Genomic DNA, 23701 nt, shown 5'->3' on the forward strand with positions numbered 1-23701 from the left:
CCCATCCCGCCAAGACCCCCACCCCTTGGAATTACTCATCTAGGAGACCGTTGCACCGACGTATCGCTCCACCGTGCCGCGGAGCTCGTCGCTGAACTGGAAGATGTCCTCGAGCCCGTCGATCGGGTGCCGGGTTTCCTTCTTGTCCTCGTCGAAGAGCCCGATGTACTTCTGCCCGGTGTTGAAGTGGAGTCGCGCGATGGACCGGCGGTTGTTGTCGTCCAACAGGACTGCGCAATAGGACTTGGCGTCACGGTAGACGACGCGCTGGGGCTTCACCTGGGCGCAGACGATGGCGCGGATGATCTGGAAGGCCTCCAGCTCTTCGATGGTCGTCACCACCCCGTCGCTGGACTCCCGCAGATCCTTTTCGACCGCGTCCTCGCTCTGCACCGCCTCGGCCGGGGTGTCCGCCATGGCCACGGACGCGGGTGCGCTGCCGACGCCCAGGGCGGTGGTCAGTCGGTTGTTCACCTGCTCGTTGAGGAACTGCTGGGCGGCCTTGGCCACCAGCGGAGTGAACTGGTCCCGTACTTTCTGGGTGAAGGCGCCCTCGTAGACCTTGGTGGTGAAGAAGCGTACCCACTCCACATCGGGTTCTTTGAACTGCGCGGCGATCTCGCGCTTGATGGACCCGATGTACTTCAGTTCGCCGGCGGCACTGATGATGGAGTCGAGGTCGAAGACCTCCTTGGACAGCTTCTGCAGTTCGGGGATCAGGGTGGCGTCGATGTCGGCCAGATCCAGGACGAGAAACGGCTTGGCGTCCATCTTGTTCGGTGCGTCCAGGTCCGTGTAGAAGTGGTAGACCTCCCCATTGGTGAGGATCGCGATGCGCGCGTTGGTCACCGCGAAGTACCGGAACAACTGTGAGGCGTGTTCCAGCTTCAACGGGGCGCCCACGTGCTTGCACTCCACCAGCATCTGCACCTTGTCGTCGTGCACGATGGCGTAGTCGATCTTCTCGCCCTTCTTCACCCCCACATCCGCGGTGAACTCCGGCACGACCTCCAGCGGGTTGAACACGTCGTAGCCCAGGATCGTCGAGATGAAGGGCATCACGAACGCGTTCTTCGTCGCTTCCTCCGTCTCCAGGGATTCCTTCTGCTGCGCCACCTTGTGGGCGAGTGCCGTCAATCGCTCCGGAAACTCCACGACTCCTCCTCTGGGTCGACATGCATTCGCATTAGTACACAGCATGGCATTACAGCAGGCCCTGTTGCGCACTCGGCCGCCCTTGTTGCTCCATCGTGAAGTGCACCGGCCCTGCGCGATCGGCACGAGGGGTGGCCTCGCCGAGGCCCCGACCGCGGACAGCAGGGCGGGGAGCCTCGATGAGGCTCCCCGCCCTGCTGTCCGCGGGTCAGTTGCGCGAGCTGCCGGTGTTGGTGCCCTCCCCGGAGTCGTCCCGGTGGTAGAGGTATTCGTTGCCGTGCTCGTCCTTCTCCACGTAGAAGTGCTCCTGGACCTCCTGGTACCACGTCTCCGCGGCGTCGCTCATGCGCTCGCCCTCCTGCGTCTGGGCCAGGCGGTCCCCGGGCCCGTAGACGCGCATCGCGATGGCGTTGAGCCGGTCGAGGATGCGGTGCTGCTGCTCGCCGTCCTGGTTGGTCTTCTGCCTGTTCCTCGCCATGACGTCCCCCGTTGCCCATTGTGATGGTGGTCACCAGTCTAGCGCCCGGGCGGGTCCCGGGCCCGGATGCGCGGAGCGGATGAACGGAGCAGATGAACGGAGCGGGCCCGCCTGCAGGAGACGCCGGTGGGCCCGCTCGGTGCGCTCCGTCCGCGGCCGCTACTCGATGTCGCGGACCTTCTTGAGCGATCCTGTGCTGGTGCGGTACTCCCGCACGTAGACGGGCTGCTCCGGGTGCTCGATGGCTGGGGCGTTGGCCGGCTCGGAACCGTGCACGTAGTCCGGGGCCACGACGATCTCCTCGTCCACCTCGGCCCCGGTGGAGGTGCGGCGGTGGAACTCCTCGGGCGGGAGCACGCGGCGCCACTGGCGGGTGGGCAGCACGCCCACCTCCCCCGCGTCCTCGCGCAGGGCTCTGAGCAGGGAGTAGATCATCACGTACCCCAGCACGAAGAACGGCAGTCCGATGAGGATCGCCACGTTCTGCAGCGCCGCCAGGCCGGTGGCGCCGGTGGCGGTCAGCAGGATCGCCGCGATGAGCCCGATGGCGATCACCCAGAACACGCGCTGGTGGACCGGGGACTCCTCCTCGTGCCCGCTGCCCATGGTGTCCATGACCAGGGCGGCGGAGTCGATCGAGGTGATGAAGAACAGCACCACGATGAGCACGCCCAGGGCGGAGGTGACGGTGGAGAACGGGAAGTTCTCGAGGAAGACGAACATCGCCCCGGGGATGTCGCCCTCGTCCACCACGGCCTCGACGAGCCCGCCGTCGCCGTTGAGCTCGATGTTGAACACGCCCATGCCGAAGATGCCGAACCAGATGACGGAGAACAGCGTGGGGAACGCGAGCACGCCGGAGACGAACTGGCGGATGGTGCGGCCGCGGGAGATGCGGGCGATGAAGATGCCCACGAACGGGGACCAGGTGATCGTCCACGCCCAGTAGAAGACGGTCCAGCCGCTCTGCCACCCGGTGTCGGCAAAGGCGTCGTTCCAGAAGGCGAGCTGCGGGAGCATCGACACGTAGGTGCCGGCGGACTCGACCATGCCCTTGAGCATCAGCACGGTGGGACCGGAGATGAGGATGAAGACGAGCAGGCCGATCGCGAGCAGGATGTTGGTGTTGGACAGCCGCTTGATGCCCCGGTCGAGGCCGAGGGCCACGGAGATCGAGGCGACGAGGCTCACGGCGGTGATGATGAGGATCTGCGACAGCGCGGACTCCGAGATCCCGAAGAGCCGGGCGAGACCGCTGTTGATCTGCATGGTGCCGAGGCCGATGGAGACGGCCACGCCGAACAGGGTGCCCACGATGGCCAGGATGTCGATGGCCCGCCCGATCGGTCCGTGAATGCGGTGCCCCAGCAGCGGCTGGAACATGGAGCTCACCCGGGGCGGCAGGTTGCGCTTGTACATGAAGTAGCCGAAGGCCAGCGCGGGGAGCGTGAAGATCGTCCAGGTGTGCAGGCCGAAGTGGTAGAGCGTGAAGCCCATGGCCTCGGTCGCGGACTCCATGGACGCCGGCTCCACGCCCTGCCGCGGCGGGTTCGCGAAGTGGTTCACGGGCTCGGCCACGGCCCAGAACATGAGGATCGTGCCGATGCCCGCGGCGAAGAGCATCGAGAACCAGGACAGGTTGGAGTGATGCGGCCGTTCGTCGTCGGCCCCGAGCCGGACCTGCCCGAAGCGGCTGACCATGAGGTAGACGAGGAACAGCAGGAAGACCGTCACGCCCAGGATGTAGAACCAGCCGAGCTGGTCGATGACCCAGCTGGACCCGTCCGCGAAGACTGCGTCCATGAAGTCCGTGAACACCAGTGTCATCACCACGAAGACGATGATCACCAGGGCGGAGCCGAAGAAGATGGTGGGGCTGGTCCGTAGTCGCATGGAGTCGTGCAGTCTGTTCAGCATGGCCGTGCCTCCCCGGCTGCCCCCGGCCTCGGACGAGCGGACGGCCGCCGTGTCTCGGTTGTGTGCTTCGGTGGTGCGATTCGGTGGTGCGATTCGGTCTCGCGCGTCGGTCTCGCGCTTCGGTTGGTTCGACCCTACCCTCTGGTCACCGAACAGTGGAGAGTCACGGTCCGGACGGCGTGGAGGACAGGCGCGGCTCCACGTGCCACTCCCACCACGCGTCGACACGGTCCAGCAGCCGCTGCACGGAGCCGTCGTTGACGAGCACGGTGCTGGAGACGGCCGCCCGCTCCTCGTCAGTGGCCTGGGCCGCGATCCGGGCGCGGGCGTCCGCCTCCGTCATCCCACGGTCCTCGACCATCCGCCGCACGCGCTCCTCCACCGGGGCCTGGACCGTGAGCACGAGGTCGAAGCGCCCGTGCTGGCCGGTCTCCACGAGCAGGGGGATGTCCTCGACCAGGACCGCGTCCTCGCCGGCCGCGGCCGCGAGCCGTTCGGCCTCCGCCCGGACGAGGGGGTGGATGATCGCGTTGAGCCGCTGCCTCGCCTCCGGGTCCGCGAACACCCGGGCGCCGAGCGCCGCCCGGTCCAGGCGGCCGTCCGGGGTCAGCACGGCGGGACCGAATTCCTCGACGATCCCGTCCAGGCCGGGAGCGCCGGGCTCCTGCAGGGCCCGCGCGATCGCGTCGGCGTCGATCACGGTGGCCCCGAGCTCCATGAGCCGCCGGGAGACCGTGGACTTGCCCGAGGCGATCCCGCCCGTGAGTCCGATGGTCAGCATGGGACCATGCTAGCGGCCGGTCCCGCGCGGGGGCCGCCGGGCGCTCACGGCTCCCCGGCCCCGGCCACGGTGGTCATGACGTCCGGCAGCGTGCCGGGCCCGTGCTCCCGCTGCACCCGGAGCCAGCGGAAGCCGTAGCCCTCGAGCGCCAGCTCCGCCGACGAGTCCGCATCGAGGGCGCACCTGCCGTCCGCCAGCAGGTCCAGCAGCACGGTGCCCTCCTTCTCGTCCGGCAGCCGCAGCGGCACCGTGGTCGGCTCCGGGGAGAAGTTGTGCAGGGCGACGACGGCGGAGCCCTCCCACGCGCACCGGTGGGCGAGCACCCCCCGGCGCGGCTGGTCCAGGACCTCGGCGGCGCCCCAGGCCAGCTCGGTGCACTCCCGGTAGCGGCGGGTCAGGGCGGTGACGAAGTGCAGCAGGGAGCCGGGGTCCCGCTTGGCGTCGGCCACGTTCACGTGCGCGGGCCCGTACTCCCCCTCGACCACGGGCGCGGAGAGCTCGTCGGCGGCGGCGGAGGAGAAGCCCCCGTTGCGCCCCGACGTCCACTGCATGGGCGTGCGCACCGCCATGCGCCCCTCGGCGGCGAGGTTCTCGCCCATGCCGATCTCCTCGCCGTAGTACAGCACCGGGGTGCCCGGCAGCGAGAAGAGCAGCGAGTAGACCATCCGGATGCGCTGCCGGTCCCCCTGCAGCATGGGCGGCAGCCGCCGCGTGAGGCCCCGGCCGTAGACCTGCATCCGCTCCTCCGGCCCGAAGGCCGCGAACACCTCCTCCCGCTCGGCCCCGGAGAGCTGGTCGAGGGTGAGCTCGTCGTGGTTGCGCACGAAGTTGGCCCACTGGGCGTCCTGCGGGATGGACGGCCGGTTCTTCAGGGCGCTCGCCAGCGGGCCGGCGTCCTGGCGGGCCAGCGAGAGGTAGAGCTGCTGCATGGCCACGAAGTCGAAGATCATGGTCAGCTCCCCCGCGTCCTCGGTGCCGAACAGCTCGAGCTGCTGCTGGTAGGGCAGGTTGACCTCGCCCAGCAGGGCGGCCCTGCCGTTGCGGCGGTTCATGAACTTGCGCAGCGAGCGCAGGAACGCGTGCGGTTCGGTGAACCCGCCCCGGTTCTCGAAGTCGTCGCCCTGCCCCAGGGTGAGCAGCTGCGGGATCCCGTCCACGCGGAAGCCGTCCAGGCCCAGGTGCAGCCAGAAGCCGACCACCTTGGCGATCTCGTCCCGCACCTTGGGGTGGGACAGGTTCAGGTCCGGCTGGTGGCGGTAGAAGCGGTGCAGGTACCAGTGCCCGGTGGCCTCCTCCCGGGTCCAGATGCCGCCCTCCTTGTCGGGGAACACGGCCTTCTCGGACGTGTCCGGGGGCTCGTCGGCACGCCACACGTAGTAGTCGCGGTACGGGTTGTCCGTGCTCGAGCGGGAGGCCTGGAACCACGGGTGCTGGTCGGAGGTGTGGTTGACCACGAGGTCGGCGATGACCCGCAGACCGCGGTCCTGGGCCGTGCGGACGAGCTCCACGAGGTCGCCGAAGCTGCCCAGGCGCCGGTCGACGCCGTAGAAGTCCGTGACGTCGTAGCCGTCGTCCCGGTTCGGCGTGGGATAGAACGGCATGAGCCACAGGCAGGTGACGCCCAGCTCCGCCAGGTAGTCCACCCGCTCGGCGAGCCCGGCGATGTCCCCGGTGCCGTTCCCGTCCGTGTCCAGGAACCGTTCGACGTCCACGCAGTAGACGACCGCCTGCTTCCACCAGAGGTCGGAGGTGTCGGCGATGCGCATGTCTGCTCCCTCGGCTGCTCCCCGGATGGTGGATGCCCTCCTGTCTAGCACCCCGCCCCGGCTCCGTCGAGGGCACGGGGGCGCGGCCTAGAGTGAGGACCATGGACCCGGACCCCCTGCTCAGCCGCGCCACCCGGCACACGACCCTCGCCGCGGGCACGGAGGCGGTGGCCGAGCTGGAGGTCAAGCGCTCCCGCTTCCTGGCGGTGGCGCGGCGGGCGTCCACGGAGGCCGAGGCCCGGGCCCTGGTCGAGGAGCTGCGGCGTGGCTTCCACGACGCCCGCCACCACTGCTCGGCGTTCGTCCTGGGCCCGGACCGGGACGTGCAGCGCTCCTCGGACGACGGCGAGCCCGCCGGCACCGCGGGCCTGCCGATGCTCGAGGCCCTCGTGCTGCGCCGCACGGCCACGGACGCGCAGGGCCGTGACGTCACCGACCTCTCGGACGTGAGCGCCGTGGTGGTCCGGTGGTTCGGGGGCACCCTGCTCGGTGCCGGCGGGCTGGTCCGCGCCTACTCCGAGGCCGTGTCCCAGGCCCTCGACGGGGCCTCCCTGGTGGTCCGTCGCCGGCAGCGGCTCTACCGGCTGCCGGCGTCCCACGCGGACGCGGGCCGGCTCGAGCACGAGCTGCGCTCGGCCGGGACCACGGTCCTGGACACCGCCTACGGGGCGGCCGGCGCGGAGCTGGGCCTCGCCCTGCCCGACGACGACGCGGCCGTCGCCGCGCTGCACTCCCGCGTGGCCTCGCTGACCTCCGGCGCCGGGGTCCTGCGCCCCGTCGGCACGGACTGGCTCGACTCCCCCGCCGGCCACCGGCCCTGAACGGCGCGGCCGGCCCGGCGACCCCGGACAGCACGACGGCCCCCGCCCTGCGAAGGGGCGGGGGCCGTCGTGGTCCGTGCCGTGCGGAACGGCCCGGCGGTACCGGTCGGATCAGGCTCCGGTCAGCTTCTCGCGCAGAGCGGCCAGGGCCTCGTCGGAGGCCAGGGTGCCGGAGTCGGCGGCCGGGGCCTCGGAGGAGTAGCTGGTCGGGGCCGGCGTGGACGCGGAGGAGGAGGACGACGACGAGGAGGAGCTCGTCGTGCCGCCCGCGGCGGCCTCGGCGTCCTCGGCGATCGACTTGCGGACCTGCTCCTTGTGCGCCTCCCAGCGGGACTGGGCGTCGGCGTACTGCTGCTCCCAGGCGGCGCGCTGGGTCTCGTAGCCCTCGATCCACTCGTTGGTCTCGGGATCGAAGCCCTCGGGGTACTTGTAGTTGCCCTGCTCGTCGTACTCGGCGGCCATGCCGTACTGGGCCGGGTCGAACTCGGTGGAGTCCGGGTCCACGCCCTCGTTGGCCTGCTTGAGCGACAGCGAGATCCGGCGGCGGTCCAGGTCGATGTCGATGACCTTGACGAACAGCTCGTCGCCCACGGAGACGACCTGCTCGGCCATGTCCACGTGGCGCTGGGCCAGCTCGGAGATGTGCACCAGGCCCTCGATGCCGTCCTCGACGCGCACGAACGCACCGAAGGGGACGAGCTTGGTGACCTTGCCCGGCACGACCTGCCCGAGGGCGTGGGTGCGGGCGAACAGCTGCCAGGGGTCCTCCTGGGTCGCCTTCAGCGACAGGGAGACGCGCTCGCGGTCCATGTCGACGTCCAGGACCTCGACCGTGACCTCCTGGCCGACCTCGACGACCTCGGAGGGGTGGTCGATGTGCTTCCAGGACAGCTCGGAGACGTGCACCAGGCCGTCGACGCCGCCCAGGTCCACGAAGGCGCCGAAGTTGACGATCGAGGAGACCGTGCCCGTGCGGACCTGGCCCTTCTCGAGCTTGTGCAGGAAGTTGGAGCGGACCTCGGACTGGGTCTGCTCGAGCCAGGCGCGGCGGGACAGGACCACGTTGTTGCGGTTCTTGTCCAGCTCGATGATCTTCGCCTCGATCTGCTGGCCGATGTACGGCGCGAGGTCGCGCACGCGGCGCATCTCGACGAGGGAGGCGGGCAGGAAGCCGCGCAGGCCGATGTCGAGGATGAGACCGCCCTTGACGACCTCGATGACGGTGCCGGTGACGACGCCGTCGTCCTCCTTGATCTTCTCGATGTCGCCCCAGGCGCGCTCGTACTGAGCCCGCTTCTTGGACAGGATCAGGCGGCCTTCCTTGTCCTCCTTGGTGAGGACCAGAGCCTCGACCTCATCACCCACGGTCACGACCTCGTCCGGGTCGACATCGTGCTTGATGGACAGCTCGCGGGACGGGATGACGCCCTCGGTCTTGTAGCCGATGTCGAGAAGGACCTCGTCGCGGTCGACCTTGACGACGGTGCCCTCGACGAGGTCGCCGTCGTTGAAGTACTTGATGGTCGCGTCGACAGCGGCGAGGAAGTCCTCCGCGGACCCGATGTCGTTGACGGCAACCTGCGGGGTGGTGGTGGTCATGTAGTAGGGGCTCCGATGTGGATAGTTCGTGATCAGTCGGAACGGAGATTGTCCGGCCGGACCGCGGCCGTTCCGAAGGATTGCTGGACAGGGCACGTGCAGAGCACGCACCGGGTCAGTCTACGGACGAGGGAAAAAGGAAGCAACACGCGCCCCGCCGCGCGGGTCCGGCTCAGAACTGTGTGACGCCGTACGGGGCGGTCGGGGTCTCCATGAAGTCCTGCAGGTCCCGCAGCGCGTCCTCGTCCCGGGCCACGATCAGCCCGGCCTGCGCGAGGGTGCTGGCCTTCACCGCCCCGAGGTACAGGGACCCCAGCACGTCCACCCGCATCGCCACGTCCGCGCCGTCGGGCAGCTCCACCGCGGGCACCGACCGCCCGGCCTCGTCGTCGGCGGTGCGGGGCCGGTCGCGGAGCCGCTCGACCACGGGCGTCCCGCCGGTGGTGTCCAGCGCCCAGACGCCGTCGGCGTAGCCCATCGAGTCCACGAGGGAGATGACGATCCGCCCGCGCGGGGTGTACGGGCGGGCGACCAGCGCGGCGGCCGGGTCCAGGACCCGCACCCACACCTTGTCCGACTCGGCGGTGACGCGGTACTTGGCGCGGTCCGCCATCGCCCACACCAGCGGGTCCTCGACGGGGGCGCGGCCGAAGCGCACCTGGTCCACGAGGTCCAGGGACGTCACGAACTCCCAGAGGGCGATCGACACGTCCGGGGACGCGCCCACGAGGTCGAGCACCGTCAGGGTCAGCGGGTAGGACGTGTTCGGCTCGAACCGGTAGGTCACGTAGCCGTCCGGGCGCATCCCGTCGTCGTAGTGCACGGCGCAGCGCACCTCCGGGTCCGCCTTCTGGGGGGTGATGGCGTACTCCCCCGTGTACTCGGGCCAGTGGTAGGCCACCCGGCTCACCGACCCGTGCGAGCTCTCGTGGAAGCGCTGGAAGAGCACGGGGGCGAGCCGGCGCACCGCCTCGCCGTCGGCCATCTCCACGCTGCCCACGGTGGGCGCCTTGAGCTGCAGGCGGGTGGTGGCGTCCACGGTGACCTCGCGGTTGAACGTGGCCGCGCCGAAGCCGAACCGGCCGTAGATGGTGGCCTCGGTCGCGGTCAGCAGCGCCACGGGGTAGCCGTCCCGCCGGGCGCGGTCGAGCTCCCCCGTCATGAGCCGGCGCAGCAGCCCGCGGCGGCTGTGCGTGGGCCGGACGGTGACCTCGGAGATGAGCCGGGCGCGCAGCAGCCGGCCGCGGCCGGCGTTGAGCGAGCCCTCCCAGGAGGTGAAGGTCGCCACGGGCCGCTGCGTGGGCAGCGCCGCCTCCGGCACGGCGTGGGGGTACGCCCCCCGCAGCCGCACCCGCTCGGCGTGCATCCAGGACAGGGTGCGCTCGAGGGTCTCGTCGGTCGGCTCCGCCTGGTGGAAGCCCTGCCGGATGGCCCTCACCCACTCCACGGCCGCCGGATTGGCCGCGACGCCCCCGGGGCCCACGCCGAACTCCGCGAAGGTGTAGTCGTGCCCGTTCGCCGAGTAGGACTCGGTCACGGTCCCGGGGGTGGACGGTGTCGTCGGAGCGTCGTGCAGGGGGTCCATGGCGTGTTCCTCGTTCGCGGTGGGATCGGGCGGCGGGCCGGCGGGTGCGCCGGTCCGGCCGGTCAGTGGGCGGCCTCGTGCCAGGAGCGGCCCGCGCCGACGTTGACCTCCAGCGGCACGGACAGCTCGGCGGCGCCGCCCATCTCCTCGCGCAGCACCCGCTCCACGGTCTCCCGCTCTCCGCGGACCACCTCCACCACGAGCTCGTCGTGGACCTGCAGGAGCATCCGCGAGCCGAGCCCCTCGTCGGCGAAGCGCCGGTCCACGCCGAGCATCGCCTTCTTGATGATGTCCGCGGCCGAGCCCTGGATGGGGGCGTTGAGGGCGGCGCGCTCGGCCATGGAGCGCAGCTGCCGGTTGTCGCTGGAGAGGTCCGGGAGGTACCGGCGCCGGCCGTCGATCGTGGCCGTGTACCCGTCCTCGCGGGCCTGTTCCACGACCCCGCGCAGGTAGTCGCGCACCGCCCCGAACCGGGTGAAGTAGTCGCTCATCAGGGTGCGGGCTTCGTCCACGGGGATCCGCAGCTGCTTGGAGAGCCCGAAGGAGCTCAGCCCGTACACCAGCCCGTAGCTCATGGCCTTGACCTTGGAGCGCATGGGGGCGGTGACCTCCTCGGGTGCCACGCCGAAGATCTTGGCGCCCACGAAGCGGTGCAGGTCCTCGCCGCTGCGGAACGCCTCGATCAGCGCCTCGTCCCCGGACAGGTGCGCCATGATGCGCATCTCGATCTGGGAGTAGTCGGCGGTCAGCAGCTGGTCGTAGTCCCGCCCGTCCTCGGGGCGCCCGACGACGAAGAGCCCGCGGATGCGGCGGCCCTCCTCGGTGCGCACCGGGATGTTCTGCAGGTTGGGGTTGGTCGAGGACAGCCGGCCGGTGGCGGCGACGTTCTGCATGTAGGTGGTGTGCACGCGGCCGTCCTCGGCGATGGCCTTCTGCAGGCCCTCGACGGTCTGGCGGAGCTTGTTGGCGTCCCGGTAGGCCAGCAGGCCGGCGAGGAAGCGGTGGCCCCGGGAGTCCGGGTCGGTGCGGGTGAGCAGCTCCGCCACGGCGTCCGCGTCCGTGGTGTAGCCGGACTTGATCTTCTTGGTCTTCGGCAGCCCCAGCTCCTCGAACATCACCTGCTGCAGCTGCTTGGTGGAGCCCAGGTTCACCGGCTCCTCGATCTGGGCGTGCGCCTCCTGCTGCGCCTGCTCGATCACGCGGGCGAAGTCGTCGAGCAGGACCTGCACCCCCTCGGGGTCCACGGCGATCCCGGCGAGCTCCATCCGGCCCAGCACCACGGCCAGGGGCAGCTCGAGGTCCGTGAGCAGGGCGGTCTGGTGGGTCTCGGCCAGCTTCTCCCGCAGGTGCCGGGACAGCTGCACGGCCGCGACCGCCAGCTCCGCCTCCCGCCGCAGCACCGCCGGCGCCGGCCAGGGCTGCTCGTCGAGGGCGAGCTGCTGCTGGCCCTCCGCGGCGGAGCCGTCCGCCGCGGGCGCCACGGCCAGGCCCAGCCGGTCCTCGAGCAGGGCGGGGAGCTCGTAGCTGCGCCGGGCGGGCTGCAGCAGGTAGGCCGAGAGCTGGGGGTCGTCCACGACTCCGGCCAGCGGCAGCCCGCGCACCGCGAGTGACTTCCAGACGTCCTTGACCCCGTCCACGATCTTGGGCCGGTCCGAGTCGGCCAGCCAGCGGGCCAGCGCGGACTCCAGCGCGGAGTCCGCCGCCGCGAGGTCGAGGAACAGCGCGGCCGGCCGGTCCTCGCCGCGGGCGAGGACCAGGCCGGAGAGCTCGCGGGCGCCGGGCAGGACGGGGTCGTCCTCGCGGTGCAGGGCGTGCAGCACCACGGCGTCCTGGCCGTCGGCCAGCCACCGCTCCAGCTCCTCGGCGGTGCCGGGACGCCCGATCTCGCCGAGGCCCAGGTCGGCCGGCGGCGCGGCCTCCTCCGCGGGGCGGCCGAAGGCGTCGAAGAGCCGGTTGCGCAGGCCGTCGCCGAACTCGAGGTCGTCGAAGACCTCCCGCACGGCCTCGGCGTCGGGCACGGGCAGCCCGGCCTCGGCGAGGTCGATCTCCAGCCCGAGGTCGGTGACCAGGCGGTTGAGCCGCCGGTTGCGCTCGACCGCCGTGCGGTGCTCGCGCAGCGCCTCGCCCTTCTTGCCCTTGACCCGGTCCGCGTGCGCGAGGATCGTGTCGACGCCGCCGTAGGCGAGGATCCACTTGGCGGCGAAGCCCGCCCCCACGCCCGGGACCCCCGGGAGGTTGTCGGCCTGCTCGCCGGTGAGCGCTGCGAGGTCCGGGTAGTGCCGCGGCGGCACCTTGTACTTCTCCACCACGGCGGCGGCGTCCATGTGCTTGAGGTCGGACGGGGTGCGCCCGGGATAGACGACCGTGACGTGCTCGTCGATCATCTGGAAGGCGTCCCGGTCCCCGGAGAAGACGAGCACCTCGTAGTCCTGCTCGGCGCCGCGGCGGGCCAGGGTGGCCAGGACGTCGTCGGCCTCGTGGCCCTCGGCGGTGACCACGGGCACGCCCAGGGCGTCGAGGATCCGGCGGATCTGCGGGACCTGGCCGTGGAACTCCTCGGGCGTCTCGTCCCGTCCGCCCTTGTACTCCTCGTACTCCTGGGAGCGCAGGGTGGGACCCTCCAGGTCGAAGGAGACCACCAGGTGCGTGGGCTTCTGCTCCCGCACCAGCTTCACGAGGGTGTTCACGAAGCCGTAGACGGCCTCGGTGTGCCGGCCGTCGGAGGTCACGAAGGCCGGCCCGCCGCCGTACTCCGCGGCGCGGGACAGCGCGAAGAACGCGCGGAAGGCCAGGGAGTGGCCGTCCACCAGCAGCAGCTTCCGGTCGGGCCGGGAGACCGGAAGGGGGATCTCGACGTCGACGGGGTGGTCGGTCTCGGTCCCGACGGTCACCGTGCGCACGGCGGTCTCAGGGGTCGCGTCGGGCTGCGTCTGCTGCGTCGTTTCACTCACCCGACCATCCTAGGGCCCGGGGCGGGCGCCCCGGGGGCCCGGGCGGGCGGGTCGCCCGGGCCGGTCAGGCGACCTGGTTGATGATGGCCTCGGCGACCTCGCGCATAGACAGCCGGCGGTCCATCGAGGTCTTCTGGATCCAGCGGAACGCCTCGGGCTCGGTGAGGCCCATCTTGGTGGTCAGCAGCGACTTCGCCCGCTCCACGAGCTTGCGGGTGGCGAACTGCTCCTTCATGTCCGAGACCTCGCGCTCGAGCGCGGCGATCTCCTCGGCCCGGGAGATGGCGATCTCGATGGCGGGCACGAGGTCGTCCACCGTGAACGGCTTGACCACGTAGGCCATCGCCCCCGCCTCCCGGGCCCGCTCGACGAGCTCCCGCTGGCTGAAGGCGGTCAGCAGGACCACCGGGGCGATCCGGTCGGAGGCGATCTGCTCCGCCGCGGTGATCCCGTCCAGGACCGGCATCTTCACGTCCATGAGCACGAGGTCCGGGCGGTGCTCGCGGGCGAGCTCGACGGCGCGCTGGCCGTTCTCGGCCTCCGCGACCACCTCGTAGCCGGCGTCCCGGAGCATCTCCACGATGTCCAGGCGGATCAGGGTCTCGTCCTCGGCGACCACCACCCGGCGGGCCGGGCGCAGGTCGCTGTCCGCCGCCTCGCCGGGGAGGTCCTCCCGGGCCCCGGGGTCCTCGGCCGGGGTGGGATTCGGCTGCTCCGTCACGCTGTCTCCTTGGCTGCTGGTGCGTCCTGGCCCGCGCGCGCGGGCCACGGGGGTCTCGGTGCCGGCGGCGCCCGGATCCCCGGCACCGCGCGTTGCGCCCGATCAGCCCCAGCCTATAACTGTTGTACAGTGGTCGAGCGCAGGAGCCGCCCTCCCGAGGCGGCGCGGACTGCGACCGCGGGCCCAAGTGGCGGAATTGGCAGACGCGCCGCACTCAAAATGCGGTTCCCCTGGAGTGTGGGTTCGAGTCCCACCTTGGGCACCAGCACCCCGGACCGACGGTCCGGGGTCTTCTCGTACCACCCCTCCTGTCCGCCCCGCCGGTCCGTGCGGCCGCCCCGCGCGGTCAGGCCGCGGGGCCCCGCTCCCGCACCAGGTTGGTGACGCGGGCCGTGGACAGCCGCCGCCCCCGCTCGTCGGTCATCACGACCTCGTGCACGGTGAGCGTGGCGCCCAGGTGCAGCGCGGTGCACGTGCCGGTGACCGTCCCGGAGGCCACGCCGCGCTGGTGCGTGGCGTTGACGTCGACGCCCACGGCGTACCGCCCCGGACCGGCGTGCACGCTCGCCGCCGTGGAGGCGAGCGTCTCGGCCAGGACGCAGTGCGCTCCCCCGTGCAGGATCCCGCCCGGCTGGGTGTTCGGCTCGACCGGCATCGTGGCGACCGACCGCCCGGGCGTGAGCTCCGTGAACCGGATGCCCATCGCCCGGGCGAGCCCGCCCATCCCGTGGCCGGGGAAGGCGGCGTGCAGCTCCTCCGGGACCCCGTGCTCGCGCAGGTCCCGGGAGTGCTCCTCGGGGGTCATGCCGGCCGGCCCGGTCAGGACTCGCGCCACGGTCCCACGTGCTCGCGCTGCCGCCGGCCGCTGAGCAGCTCACCGGCGTCCGCGACGTCGCCCACGCGGTGGACCTTGACGAGGTTGGTGGTGCCGGCGACCCCGGGGGGCGAGCCGGCGCAGATCACGACCATGTCGTCCTTGCCGGCCAGGCCCTGCTCCTGCAGGTGCAGGTCCACCTGCCGGGTCATGTCGTCCGTGTGGTCGACCTTCGCCACCTGGATGGGCTGCACGCCCCACAGCAGGGACATGAGCGCCGTCACCAGGGGCTCCGGGGTGAACGCGAGGATCGGGTGGGACGGGCGCAGCCGGGACAGCCGGCGGGCGGAGTCCCCGGACTGGGTGAACGTGCAGAGGTAGCTGACGTCGAGCTGCCGGGCGATGGTCACCGCCGCGCGGGTCACCGCACCCCCGCGGGTGCGCGGCTCCGTGCCCAGGGCGGGCACGCGCTCGAGGGCCTGGGACTCGGTGGCCTCGATGATCCGGGCCATCGTCTCGATGGTCTCGATCGGGTACTTGCCCACCGAGGTCTCCCCGGAGAGCATGACCGCGTCCGCGCCGTCGAGGACGGCGTTGGCGCAGTCGGAGGCCTCGGCCCGGGTGGGGCGCGGGCTGTCGATCATCGACTCCAGCACCTGGGTCGCGACGATCACGGGCTTGGCCCAGCGCCGGGCCAGCTCGATGGCGCGCTTCTGCACGATCGGCACCTGCTCCAGCGGCAGCTCCACGCCGAGGTCGCCGCGGGCCACCATGATGCCGTCGAACGCGTCGATGATCTCGTGCAGGGAGTCCACGGCCTGCGGCTTCTCGATCTTCGCGATCACCGGCAGCCGCCGGCCCTCCTCGTCCATGATCTCGTGCACCCGAACGATGTCCTTGGCGTCGCGCACGAAGGACAGGGCGATGAGGTCCACGCCGCGGCGCAGGGCCCAGCGCAGGTCGTCCTCGTCCTTGTCGGACAGGGCCGGGACGTTCACGGCCACGCCCGGCAGGTTGATCCCCTTGTTGTTGGACACCGGCCCGCCCACGACCACCTCGGTGGTCACCGTGGTGTCCGAGACGGCGGTGGCGCGCAGAGCCACCCGGCCGTCGTCGATGAGCAGCGGGTCGCCCACGTTCACGTCGCCCGGCAGGCCCTTGTGCGTGGTGGAGCACAGGCTCGGCGTGCCCTCGACGTCGTCGACCGTGATCGAGAACTCGTCGCCGGGCAGCAGCTCGTGGGGGCCATCCGCGAAGCGGCCGAGCCGGATCTTCGGCCCCTGCAGGTCCGCGAGGATCGCGACCGTCTGCCCGGCGTCCGCCGAGGCGCGCCGCAGGTTCTCGTAGGACGCGTCGTGCACGGAGTGGTCGCCGTGGCTCATGTTGAGCCGGGCCACGTTCATGCCGGACCGGATCGCCTGGGAGAGGTTCTCGTACGAGGAGATGGCCGGGCCGATCGTGGCCACGATCTTAGCTCGTCGCATGTGTGCCGCCTTGGGTCGAGGGGTGCCACCGGGGAGGACGTGCACAGCACTGCGGCCGGGGGCGCCCGGGGGCGGGGAGGTCGTGTCCAGCCTACCAACGCCGCCGCCGGTGTCGAGGCGGGCGGGTCCCCGCCCGGCGCCGGACGTGCGACGGCGCGGGCCGCGCCCCCTCCGTGGGAAGGGGGCGCGGCCCGCGCCGTGGTGCTGTGGTGCTGTGGTGCTGTGGTGCTGTGGCGCCGTGCTACAGGCTGAGGTCGATGGCCCGGTCCGTGGGGGCCACCGGCTCCGGCAGCCGGGTCGAGCCCATGAGGAAGCGCTCGACGGCCGCCGCGCAGGCACGGCCCTCGGCGATCGCCCACACGACCAGGGACTGGCCGCGGCCGGCGTCGCCGCACGCGAACACGCCGTCCACGCTGGTCATGTAGCGGTCGTCGCGGGCCAGGTTGGTCCGGCCGTCCAGCTCGGCGCCGATCTGCTCGGTGATGTCCTCGGACTCGTTGCCGGTGAAGCCCAGCGCCAGGAAGACCAGGTCCGCCGGGATCACCCGCTCCGTGCCCTCCTTCGGTGCGCGCCGGCCGTCGGGCAGGTACTCGGTCTCGGCGACCTTCAGCCCGGTGAGCCGGCCGTCCTCCCCCACGAACTCCACGGTGGAGGCCAGGTAGGTGCGGTCTCCGCCCTCCTCGTGGGAGGTCGAGACCTCGAAGACCTTCGGCATCATGGGCCACGGGTCGGCGTCGGAGCGGTCGGCGGCCGGCTGGCGCCCGATCGCCAGGGACGTGATCGACGCCGCGCCCTGCCGGTTGGCGGTGCCGATGCAGTCGGAGCCGGTGTCGCCGCCGCCCAGCACGATGACGTGCTTGCCCTTCGCCGAGATCTGGTCCTCGACCTCGTCCCCGGCCACCACGCGGTTGCCCTGCACCAGGTAGTCCATCGCGAAGTGGACGCCGTCGAGCTCCCGGCCGGGGATCTGCAGGTCCCGCGGCCGGGTGGCGCCGGTGGCGACCACCACGGCGTCGTAGCGGCGCTTGAGCTGGTCCCAGGTGATGTCCTTGCCGATCTCCACCCCCGGCCGGAAGCGGGTGCCCTCGGCGCGCATCACGTCCAGGCGGCGGTCGAGCACCTCCTTCTCCATCTTGAAGTCGGGGATGCCGTAGCGCAGCAGCCCGCCGATCCGGTCGTCGCGCTCGTAGACCGCGACCGTGAACCCGGCCTGGGTCAGCTGCTGGGCCACCGCGAGGCCGCCGGGCCCGGAGCCCACGACCGCCACGGTCTTGCCGACCAGGCGCTGCGGGACGAACGGCCGGATGATGCCCTCGTCAAAGCCCATCTCGCCGATCGAGTACTCGATCTGCTTGATGGTCACCGCGGGCTGGTTGATGCCGAGCACGCACGAGGACTCGCACGGCGCCGGGCAGACCCGCCCGGTGAACTCCGGGAAGTTGTTGGTGGCGTGCATCCGCTCGACCGCCTCGGCGTCGAGGCCCCGCCACACGAGGTCGTTCCACTCGGGGATGAGGTTGCCGAGGGGGCAGCCCTCGTGGCAGAAGGGGATCCCGCAGTCCATGCACCGGCCGGCCTGCTTCTGCAGCACCCCCCGGTCCTGGGCCTCCTGGACCTCCTTCCAGTCCATGATCCGGACGGGCACCGGCCGCTTGGGGCGGTCGACGCGCTCGGTCACCTTCAGAAAACCGCGCGGATCAGCCACGGGTCGTCACCTCCAGGATCTTGTGCCATGCCTCGTCGCCGTCGGGGTCCTGCCCCTCGCTCCGGGCCTGTTCGCGGATGCCCTGCACGGCGGCGTACTCCCGCGGCAGGACCTTGGTGAAGCGCCCGAGCGTGGCCACCGGGTCGGCCAGGAGCCGGTCCGCGAGCTCGGAGCCGGTCTCCTCGGCGTGCCTCGTGATGAGCGCCAGGACGGCCTCGGCGTCCGCCTCGTCCAGCGGCAGCAGCTGGAGCTCGCCGCTGTCCCGGGCCTGCCTGTTGACCGAGGTCTCGGCGAGGTCGATCACGTAGGCGACGCCGCCGGACATGCCGGCGCCGAAGTTGCGCCCGGTGCGGCCGAGCACCAGGGCGGTGCCGCCCGTCATGTACTCGCAGCCGTGGTCCCCGATGCCCTCGACCACCGCGGTGGCGCCCGAGTTGCGCACCAGGAACCGCTCGCCCACGGTGCCGCGCAGGAAGATCTCCCCGCTCGTGGCGCCGTAGCCGATGACGTTGCCGGCGATGACGTTCTCGGAGGCCTCGAACACCGCGTCCCGCTCGGGGCGCACGATGATCCGCCCGCCGGAGAGGCCCTTGCCGCTGTAGTCGTTGGCGTCGCCCTCGAGCCGCAGGGTGATGCCCTGCGGGAGGAACGCGCCGAGGGACTGGCCGGCCTGGCCCGTGAGCGTCACGTCGATCGTGTCGTGGGCGAGCACGTCCGTGCCGAACGTGCGCGTCACCACGTGGCCGAGCATCGTGCCGACCGCGCGGTCCGTGTTGATGATGTGCTGCTGGATCCGCACGGGCTCGCGCTTCTCCAGGGCGGCCCGGGAGAGCCGGATCAGCTCGTTGTCGAAGTGCTTCTCCAGCTCGTGGTCCTGGCCGCGCATGTTGCGCACGGCCGCGCCCCGGTGCTCGAGCACCGTGGAGTGCAGGACCGGCGAGAGGTCCAGCCCGTGCGCCTTCCAGTGCGCGATGGCGTCCTTGGTCTCGAGGACCTCGGCGTGGCCGACGGCCTCCTCGATCGAGCGGAAGCCAAGCTGCGCCAGGTACTCCCGGACCTCCTCGGCGATGAACTCGAAGAAGTTCACCACGTGCTCCGCCTTGCCCGTGAACCGCTTGCGCAGCTCCGGGTTCTGGGTGGCGACGCCCACGGGGCAGGTGTCCAGGTGGCACTTGCGCATCATGATGCAGCCCTCGACGATCAGCGGGGCCGTGGCGAAGCCGAACTCCTCCGCGCCGAGCAGCGCGGCGACCAGCACGTCCCGGCCGGTCTTCATCTGCCCGTCCGCCTGGACCACCACGCGGTCCCGGAGCCCGTTCAGCATCAGCGTCTGCTGGGTCTCGGCGAGGCCGAGCTCCCACGGGGCGCCGGCGTGCTTGAGCGAGTTCAGCGGGGCGGCGCCCGTGCCGCCGTCGTGCCCGGAGACGAGCACCACGTCGGCCTTGGCCTTGGTGACGCCGGCGGCCACGGTGCCGATGCCGATCTCGGAGACCAGCTTCACGTGCACGCGGGCCCGCGGGTTGGACCGCTTGAGGTCGTAGATCAGCTGCGCCAGGTCCTCGATCGAGTAGATGTCGTGGTGCGGCGGCGGCGAGATCAGGGACACGCCCGGGGTGGAGTGGCGGGTCTGGGCGATCCACGGGTACAGCTTCTGCGCCATCAGCTGGCCGCCCTCGCCGGGCTTGGCGCCCTGGGCCATCTTGATCTGGATGTCGTCGGCGTTGGTCAGGTACAGGCTCGTGACGCCGAAGCGCCCGGAGGCCACCTGCTTGATCGCCGAGCGCCGGCGCGGGTCCAGCAGCCGGTCGACGTCCTCGCCGCCCTCACCGGTGTTGGACTTCCCGCCGAGCCGGTTCATGGCGATGGCCAGGGTCTCGTGGGCCTCCTGGGAGATGGAGCCGTAGCTCATGGCCCCCGTCTGGAAGCGCTTGACGATCGAGCTGACGGGCTCGACCTCCTCGAGCGGCACGGGCTTGCGGTCCGAGGAGAAGCCGAGCAGCCCGCGCAGGGTCAGCAGCTTCTTCGTCTGGTCGTCCACGAGCTTCGTGTAGGACTTGAAGATGTCGTAGCGGCCGGTGCGGGTCGCGTGCTGCAGCCGGAAGACGGTCTGCGGGTTGAACAGGTGCGGCGGGCCGTCCCGGCGCCAGTCGTACTCGCCGCCCGTCTCGAGGTCCCGGTAGGGCTCGGTCACGCCGTCGGAGGGGTAGGCCCGGCGGTGGCGGAACGCGGTCTCCTCCGCGATCACGTCGAGGCCGATGCCGCCGATCTGGGTGTGGGTGCCGGTGAAGTAGTCGTCCACGAGCTCCCGGGACAGGCCGAGCGCCTCGAAGACCTGGGCCCCGCAGTAGGAGGACACGGTGGAGATGCCCATCTTGGACATGATCTTCTGCACGCCCTTGCCCAGGGCCTTGATCAGGTTGTGCACGGCGTGCTCGGTGGTGATGCCGGTGAGGTCGCCCGAGCGCACGAGCTCCTCCGCGGACTCCATCGCCAGGTACGGGTTCACCGCGGACGCGCCGTAGCCGATGAGCAGGGCCACGTGGTGGACCTCGCGCACGTCGCCGGCCTCCACGATCAGCGCCACCTTGGTGCGGGTCGCCGAGCGCAGGAGGTGGTGGTGCACGGCCGAGGTCAGCAGCAGGGAGGGGATGGGCGCCCACGCGCCGTTGGAGTCGCGGTCGGAGACGATGACGTACTCCACGCCGCGGGCCACGGCCGCGGAGACCTTCTCGCAGATCTCCGCGATCCGGGCGCGCAGGGACTCCGCGCCGCCGTCGGGCCGGTACAGGCCCCGCACCTTGAGGGCCGCGGGCATCCCGTCCTCGCCCTCGATGTGCAGGAACTGGTCCAGCTGGTCGTTGTCGATCACCGGGAAGTCCACCGCGATCTGGCGGGTGCGCACCCGCTCGGTGGTCAGCAGGTTCCCGGAGGGCCCCACGGAGCCGCGCAGGCTCGTGACGAGCTCCTCGCGGATGGCGTCCAGCGGCGGGTTGGTGACCTGGGCGAAGGACTGCACGAAGTAGTCGAACAGGGTGCGCGACTTCTCGGAGAGCACGGCGATCGGGGTGTCGGTGCCCATCGCGTAGATGGGCTCGGCGCCCTTGGCCGCCATGGGCCCGACGATCATCTTCAGCTCCTCCTGCGTGTACCCGAAGGTCTTCTGCCGCAGGGTGATGGAGGAGCGCGGGTGGACCATGTGCTCGCGCTCGGGGAGGTCGCTGATGTCGACGATGTTGCCGTCGGCCCACTCCTCCCACGGGGCGGCCGAGGCGATCTGGGCCTTGATCTCGGCGTCCTCGACGATCCGGCCCTGCGCGGTGTCCACGAGGAACATCGTGCCCGGGGACACGCGGCCCTTGCGCACGATCTTGCGGTCCCCGACGTCGACGACGCCGACCTCCGAGGCGAAGACCACCAGGCCGTCGTCCGTGACCCAGAAGCGGCCGGGGCGCAGACCGTTGCGGTCCAGCAGCGACCCGACCTGCACGCCGTCGGTGAAGGCCACCGCGGCCGGGCCGTCCCACGGCTCCATGAAGGAGGCGTGGTAGCGGTAGAACGCCTTCCGGGCGGGGTCCATGGTCTCGTGGTTCTCCCAGGCCTCCGGGATCATCATCATCATGGCCTGGGTGACGGGCCGGCCCGAGAGCACGAGCAGCTCGGCGACCTCGTCCAGGGACTGCGAGTCGGACGCGCCCTCCGAGCAGATGGGGAACAGCTCCTCGGGGCTGCGGCCCAGCAGCGGGGACTTCAGCTGCGACTGGCGGGCGCGCATCCAGTTCCGGTTGCCCTTGACGGTGTTGATCTCGCCGTTGTGCGCGAGCGTGCGCATGGGCTGGGCCAGGGGCCACGAGGGGAAGGTGTTGGTGGAGAACCGGGAGTGCACGATCGCGAGCTCGGTGCTGAACCGGTCGTCGGAGAGGTCCGGGTAGAAGGGCTCGAGCTGCTGGGTGGTGAGCATGCCCTTGTAGACGATGGTGCGGGAGGACAGCGAGGGGAAGTACACGCCGGCCCGGTTCTGGGCGCGCTTGCGCAGCCGGAACGCCTTCTGGTCCAGGCGCCGCCGGGCGGCCTCGTCCGCGGGCTCCGGCACGGTCTCGGCCACGAAGAGCTGCACGAAGTACGGCATCACCTCGAGCGCCGACCGGCCCACCACGGACTCGGCCACGGGGACGGGCCGCCAGCCGAGGACCTGCAGCTCCTCGGAGCGCGCGAGCTCCTCGAGGGCGGCCTGGACCCGCTCCGCGTTCTCCCCGCCGTGCGGGAGGAAGGCGGTGCCCACGGCGTAGCCGCCCAGGGGCGGCAGCTCGAAGTCCAGCACGGCGCGGAAGAAGGCGTCCGGCAGCTGCGTCAGCAGCCCGGCGCCGTCACCGGTGCCCTCGTCGCCGCCCACGGCGCCGCGGTGCTCGAGGTTGCGCAGCGCCGTCAGCGCGGCGTCGACGATCTCGTGGCTGGGGGTGCCGTTGAGGGTCGCGACCACGGCCAGGCCGCAGGCGTCCTTCTCCTCGTCCGGGTGGTAGAGGCCCTGTTCCTCGGGCGCGTTCGAGAACTGCTCGAACGGGGACGTCGCCTGCTCCTGAGCGGTCTCGGCAGGAGCGGCCGGACGCGGGTCCGTGCCGTCCTGGGCAGAATTGTCACCGGGGGTGCCGGCCGGGGTAGAGGTCATGACTGACGTCTCCTCACCATGGGATGCGGTCAACAGGAGCGGCCCCCCGCGGCAGGGCTCCGGTCGGGAGGTGCCGCCGGATCGTGAGCTGCCCCCGGCGTCCTCGAGCAGTGGTCGTGGAGGTGCCGGGCGGCGGAAGGGCCCCGTTCCAGGAAGGTCCGGCGGTGGACGATCGTGGCGTGCACCGGAGGCGGCGGACGTGGTTCACCCGTCCGCCGGTCAGGCGCCAGAGAAATCTAGCACTCAGATGTTACAGCTCTGAAAACTCCCGGGCCAGGTACTGGATCCCGGCTCCCGGTGCGGTGCTCAGGCGTGCGCGGCCCCCACGGCGCCGCGGGCCCGGCGGCGGCGGAGCACGACCGCCGCGAACAGGGTCAGCCCGAGCAGGACCAGCCCCAGGGAGGTCCACACGTGCACGCGCTGGCCCAGCACCATGAGGGCCGGGTCGATCCGCAGGAACAGCTCGATGAGCATCCGCCCGAGGCCGTAGTGCACGAGGTAGAGGGCGAACAGGCGGCCCCCGTCCAGGCGGAACCTCCGGTCCAGCGCCAGCAGCAGCACCACGCCGAGCAGGTTCCACAGGGACTCGTAGAGGAACGTGGGGTGGAAGAGCGTGTCCGCCGGAAGCCCGGCGGGGAAGTTCGCGCCGGAGGGGTCGATCTCGAGCCCCCACGGGAGGGTGGTGGGCCGCCCGAACAGCTCCTGGTTGAACCAGTTGCCCCAGCGGCCGATCGCCTGGGCGAGCAGCAGCCCGGGGGCGGCGGCGTCGGCGAAGACCGCCAGGGGGATCCCGTGCCGGCGGCAGACCCACCACGCGGCGAGGGCCCCGAACGCCACGGCCCCCATGATCCCGAGGCCGCCCTCCCAGATCCGCAGCGCGTCGAGGGGGTCGGCGCCCGGGCCGAAGTAGCCGGCCGGGTCGGTGATCAGCACGTGGTACACCCGGGCGCCCACGATCCCGGCGGGCACGGCCCACATCACGATGTCCCACACGATCTCCGGGTCCAGCCCCCGGGCCGCCCAGCGGCGCGTGGTCAGCCACAGCGCGGCCGCGATGCCCAGGAGGATGCACAGGGCGTAGGCGTGCACGGTCAGGGGGCCGACCGAGAAGCCGGACCAGTCCGGGGAGGGGATGCCCTGCCGGAGCGGGGCGCTCATCAGGGCGGGCACGGGGGGAACGGCGCTCAGCAGCATGCGGTGGGGCCTCGGCTCGTGGGGTCGTCGGGACGGGCGGCCCGGCCCCCGTGCAGGGGCGGGGCCG

General features: G+C 71.5%; 15 protein-coding genes and 1 tRNA gene. 2 read left to right on the top strand and 14 right to left on the bottom strand.

Annotated elements, in window-relative coordinates:
• Window positions 1–39: 39 nt before the first annotated feature.
• The 5 genes from AVL61_RS06870 to AVL61_RS06890 form a co-directional block, all read right to left on the bottom strand.
• A complete protein-coding gene (locus AVL61_RS06870) occupies window positions 40–1155 on the bottom strand; it encodes a type I restriction endonuclease (RefSeq protein WP_058873624.1) in 1116 nt (371 codons plus the stop codon).
• 208 nt (window positions 1156–1363) lie between these two features.
• A complete protein-coding gene (locus AVL61_RS06875) occupies window positions 1364–1633 on the bottom strand; it encodes a hypothetical protein (protein ID WP_058873625.1) in 270 nt (89 codons plus the stop codon).
• A 159-nt stretch (window positions 1634–1792) separates the two neighbouring features.
• Entirely contained in the window at window positions 1793–3550 is a 1758-nt protein-coding gene (locus AVL61_RS06880) for a BCCT family transporter (RefSeq protein ID WP_058873626.1), read from the bottom strand.
• Window positions 3551–3713: 163 nt separating this feature from the next.
• Window positions 3714–4331: a dephospho-CoA kinase gene (gene coaE / locus AVL61_RS06885; protein WP_058873627.1), complete on the bottom strand. Its 618-nt coding sequence runs from the start codon at window positions 4329–4331 to the stop codon at window positions 3714–3716.
• A gap of 44 nt (window positions 4332–4375) precedes the next feature.
• Window positions 4376–6097 carry an alpha-amylase family protein gene (locus AVL61_RS06890; protein WP_058873628.1) on the bottom strand — a complete coding sequence of 574 codons (1722 nt, stop codon included), beginning with the start codon at window positions 6095–6097 and terminating at the stop codon, window positions 4376–4378.
• Window positions 6098–6198: 101 nt separating this feature from the next.
• Here AVL61_RS06890 and AVL61_RS06895 point away from each other — a divergent pair, with 101 nt between their 5' ends.
• A complete protein-coding gene (locus AVL61_RS06895) occupies window positions 6199–6918 on the top strand; it encodes an IMPACT family protein (RefSeq protein ID WP_058873629.1) in 720 nt (239 codons plus the stop codon).
• Window positions 6919–7029: 111 nt separating this feature from the next.
• On the opposite strand, the gene rpsA is transcribed toward AVL61_RS06895, so the two are convergent.
• The 4 genes from rpsA to AVL61_RS06915 form a co-directional block, all read right to left on the bottom strand.
• Entirely contained in the window at window positions 7030–8517 is a 1488-nt protein-coding gene (gene rpsA, locus AVL61_RS06900; protein WP_058873630.1) for a 30S ribosomal protein S1, read from the bottom strand.
• A gap of 172 nt (window positions 8518–8689) precedes the next feature.
• Entirely contained in the window at window positions 8690–10102 is a 1413-nt protein-coding gene (locus AVL61_RS06905; RefSeq protein WP_058873631.1) for a GNAT family N-acetyltransferase, read from the bottom strand.
• A 62-nt stretch (window positions 10103–10164) separates the two neighbouring features.
• A complete protein-coding gene (gene polA, locus AVL61_RS06910) occupies window positions 10165–13053 on the bottom strand; it encodes a DNA polymerase I (RefSeq protein ID WP_058873632.1) in 2889 nt (962 codons plus the stop codon).
• Between the two features lie 64 nt (window positions 13054–13117).
• On the bottom strand, window positions 13118–13693 hold the full coding sequence (locus AVL61_RS06915) for an ANTAR domain-containing response regulator (RefSeq protein ID WP_058873746.1): 576 nt from the start codon (window positions 13691–13693) through the stop codon (window positions 13118–13120).
• Window positions 13694–13955: 262 nt separating this feature from the next.
• On the opposite strand from AVL61_RS06915, the gene AVL61_RS06920 reads away from it, so the two are divergent.
• Window positions 13956–14039: transfer RNA gene (locus tag AVL61_RS06920), tRNA-Leu, on the top strand.
• 81 nt (window positions 14040–14120) lie between these two features.
• Here AVL61_RS06920 and AVL61_RS06925 read toward each other — a convergent pair.
• The 5 genes from AVL61_RS06925 to lgt form a co-directional block, all read right to left on the bottom strand.
• Window positions 14121–14579, bottom strand: coding sequence for a PaaI family thioesterase (locus AVL61_RS06925; protein ID WP_058873747.1), 459 nt, complete (start codon window positions 14577–14579; stop codon window positions 14121–14123).
• Between the two features lie 14 nt (window positions 14580–14593).
• A complete protein-coding gene (pyk, locus tag AVL61_RS06930) occupies window positions 14594–16072 on the bottom strand; it encodes a pyruvate kinase (RefSeq protein ID WP_058873633.1) in 1479 nt (492 codons plus the stop codon).
• A gap of 241 nt (window positions 16073–16313) precedes the next feature.
• Window positions 16314–17777: a glutamate synthase subunit beta gene (locus AVL61_RS06935; RefSeq protein ID WP_058873634.1), complete on the bottom strand. Its 1464-nt coding sequence runs from the start codon at window positions 17775–17777 to the stop codon at window positions 16314–16316.
• The gene (gltB, locus tag AVL61_RS06940) at window positions 17770–22440 is read right to left on the bottom strand and encodes a glutamate synthase large subunit (RefSeq protein ID WP_058873635.1); all 4671 of its coding nucleotides are present in this window, start codon (window positions 22438–22440) and stop codon (window positions 17770–17772) included. The genes AVL61_RS06935 and gltB overlap by 8 nt, the downstream gene beginning before the upstream one ends.
• A 306-nt stretch (window positions 22441–22746) precedes the next feature.
• Window positions 22747–23634 (bottom strand): prolipoprotein diacylglyceryl transferase, encoded by an 888-nt coding sequence (gene lgt / locus AVL61_RS06945; protein ID WP_058873636.1) that lies wholly within the window; start codon window positions 23632–23634, stop codon window positions 22747–22749.
• Between the last annotated feature and the right edge of the window lie 67 nt (window positions 23635–23701).

The sequence above is a fragment of the Kocuria rosea subsp. polaris genome (genome assembly GCF_001483755.1).
GTDB classification, from domain to species: Bacteria; Actinomycetota; Actinomycetes; order Actinomycetales; family Micrococcaceae; genus Kocuria; species Kocuria cellulosilytica.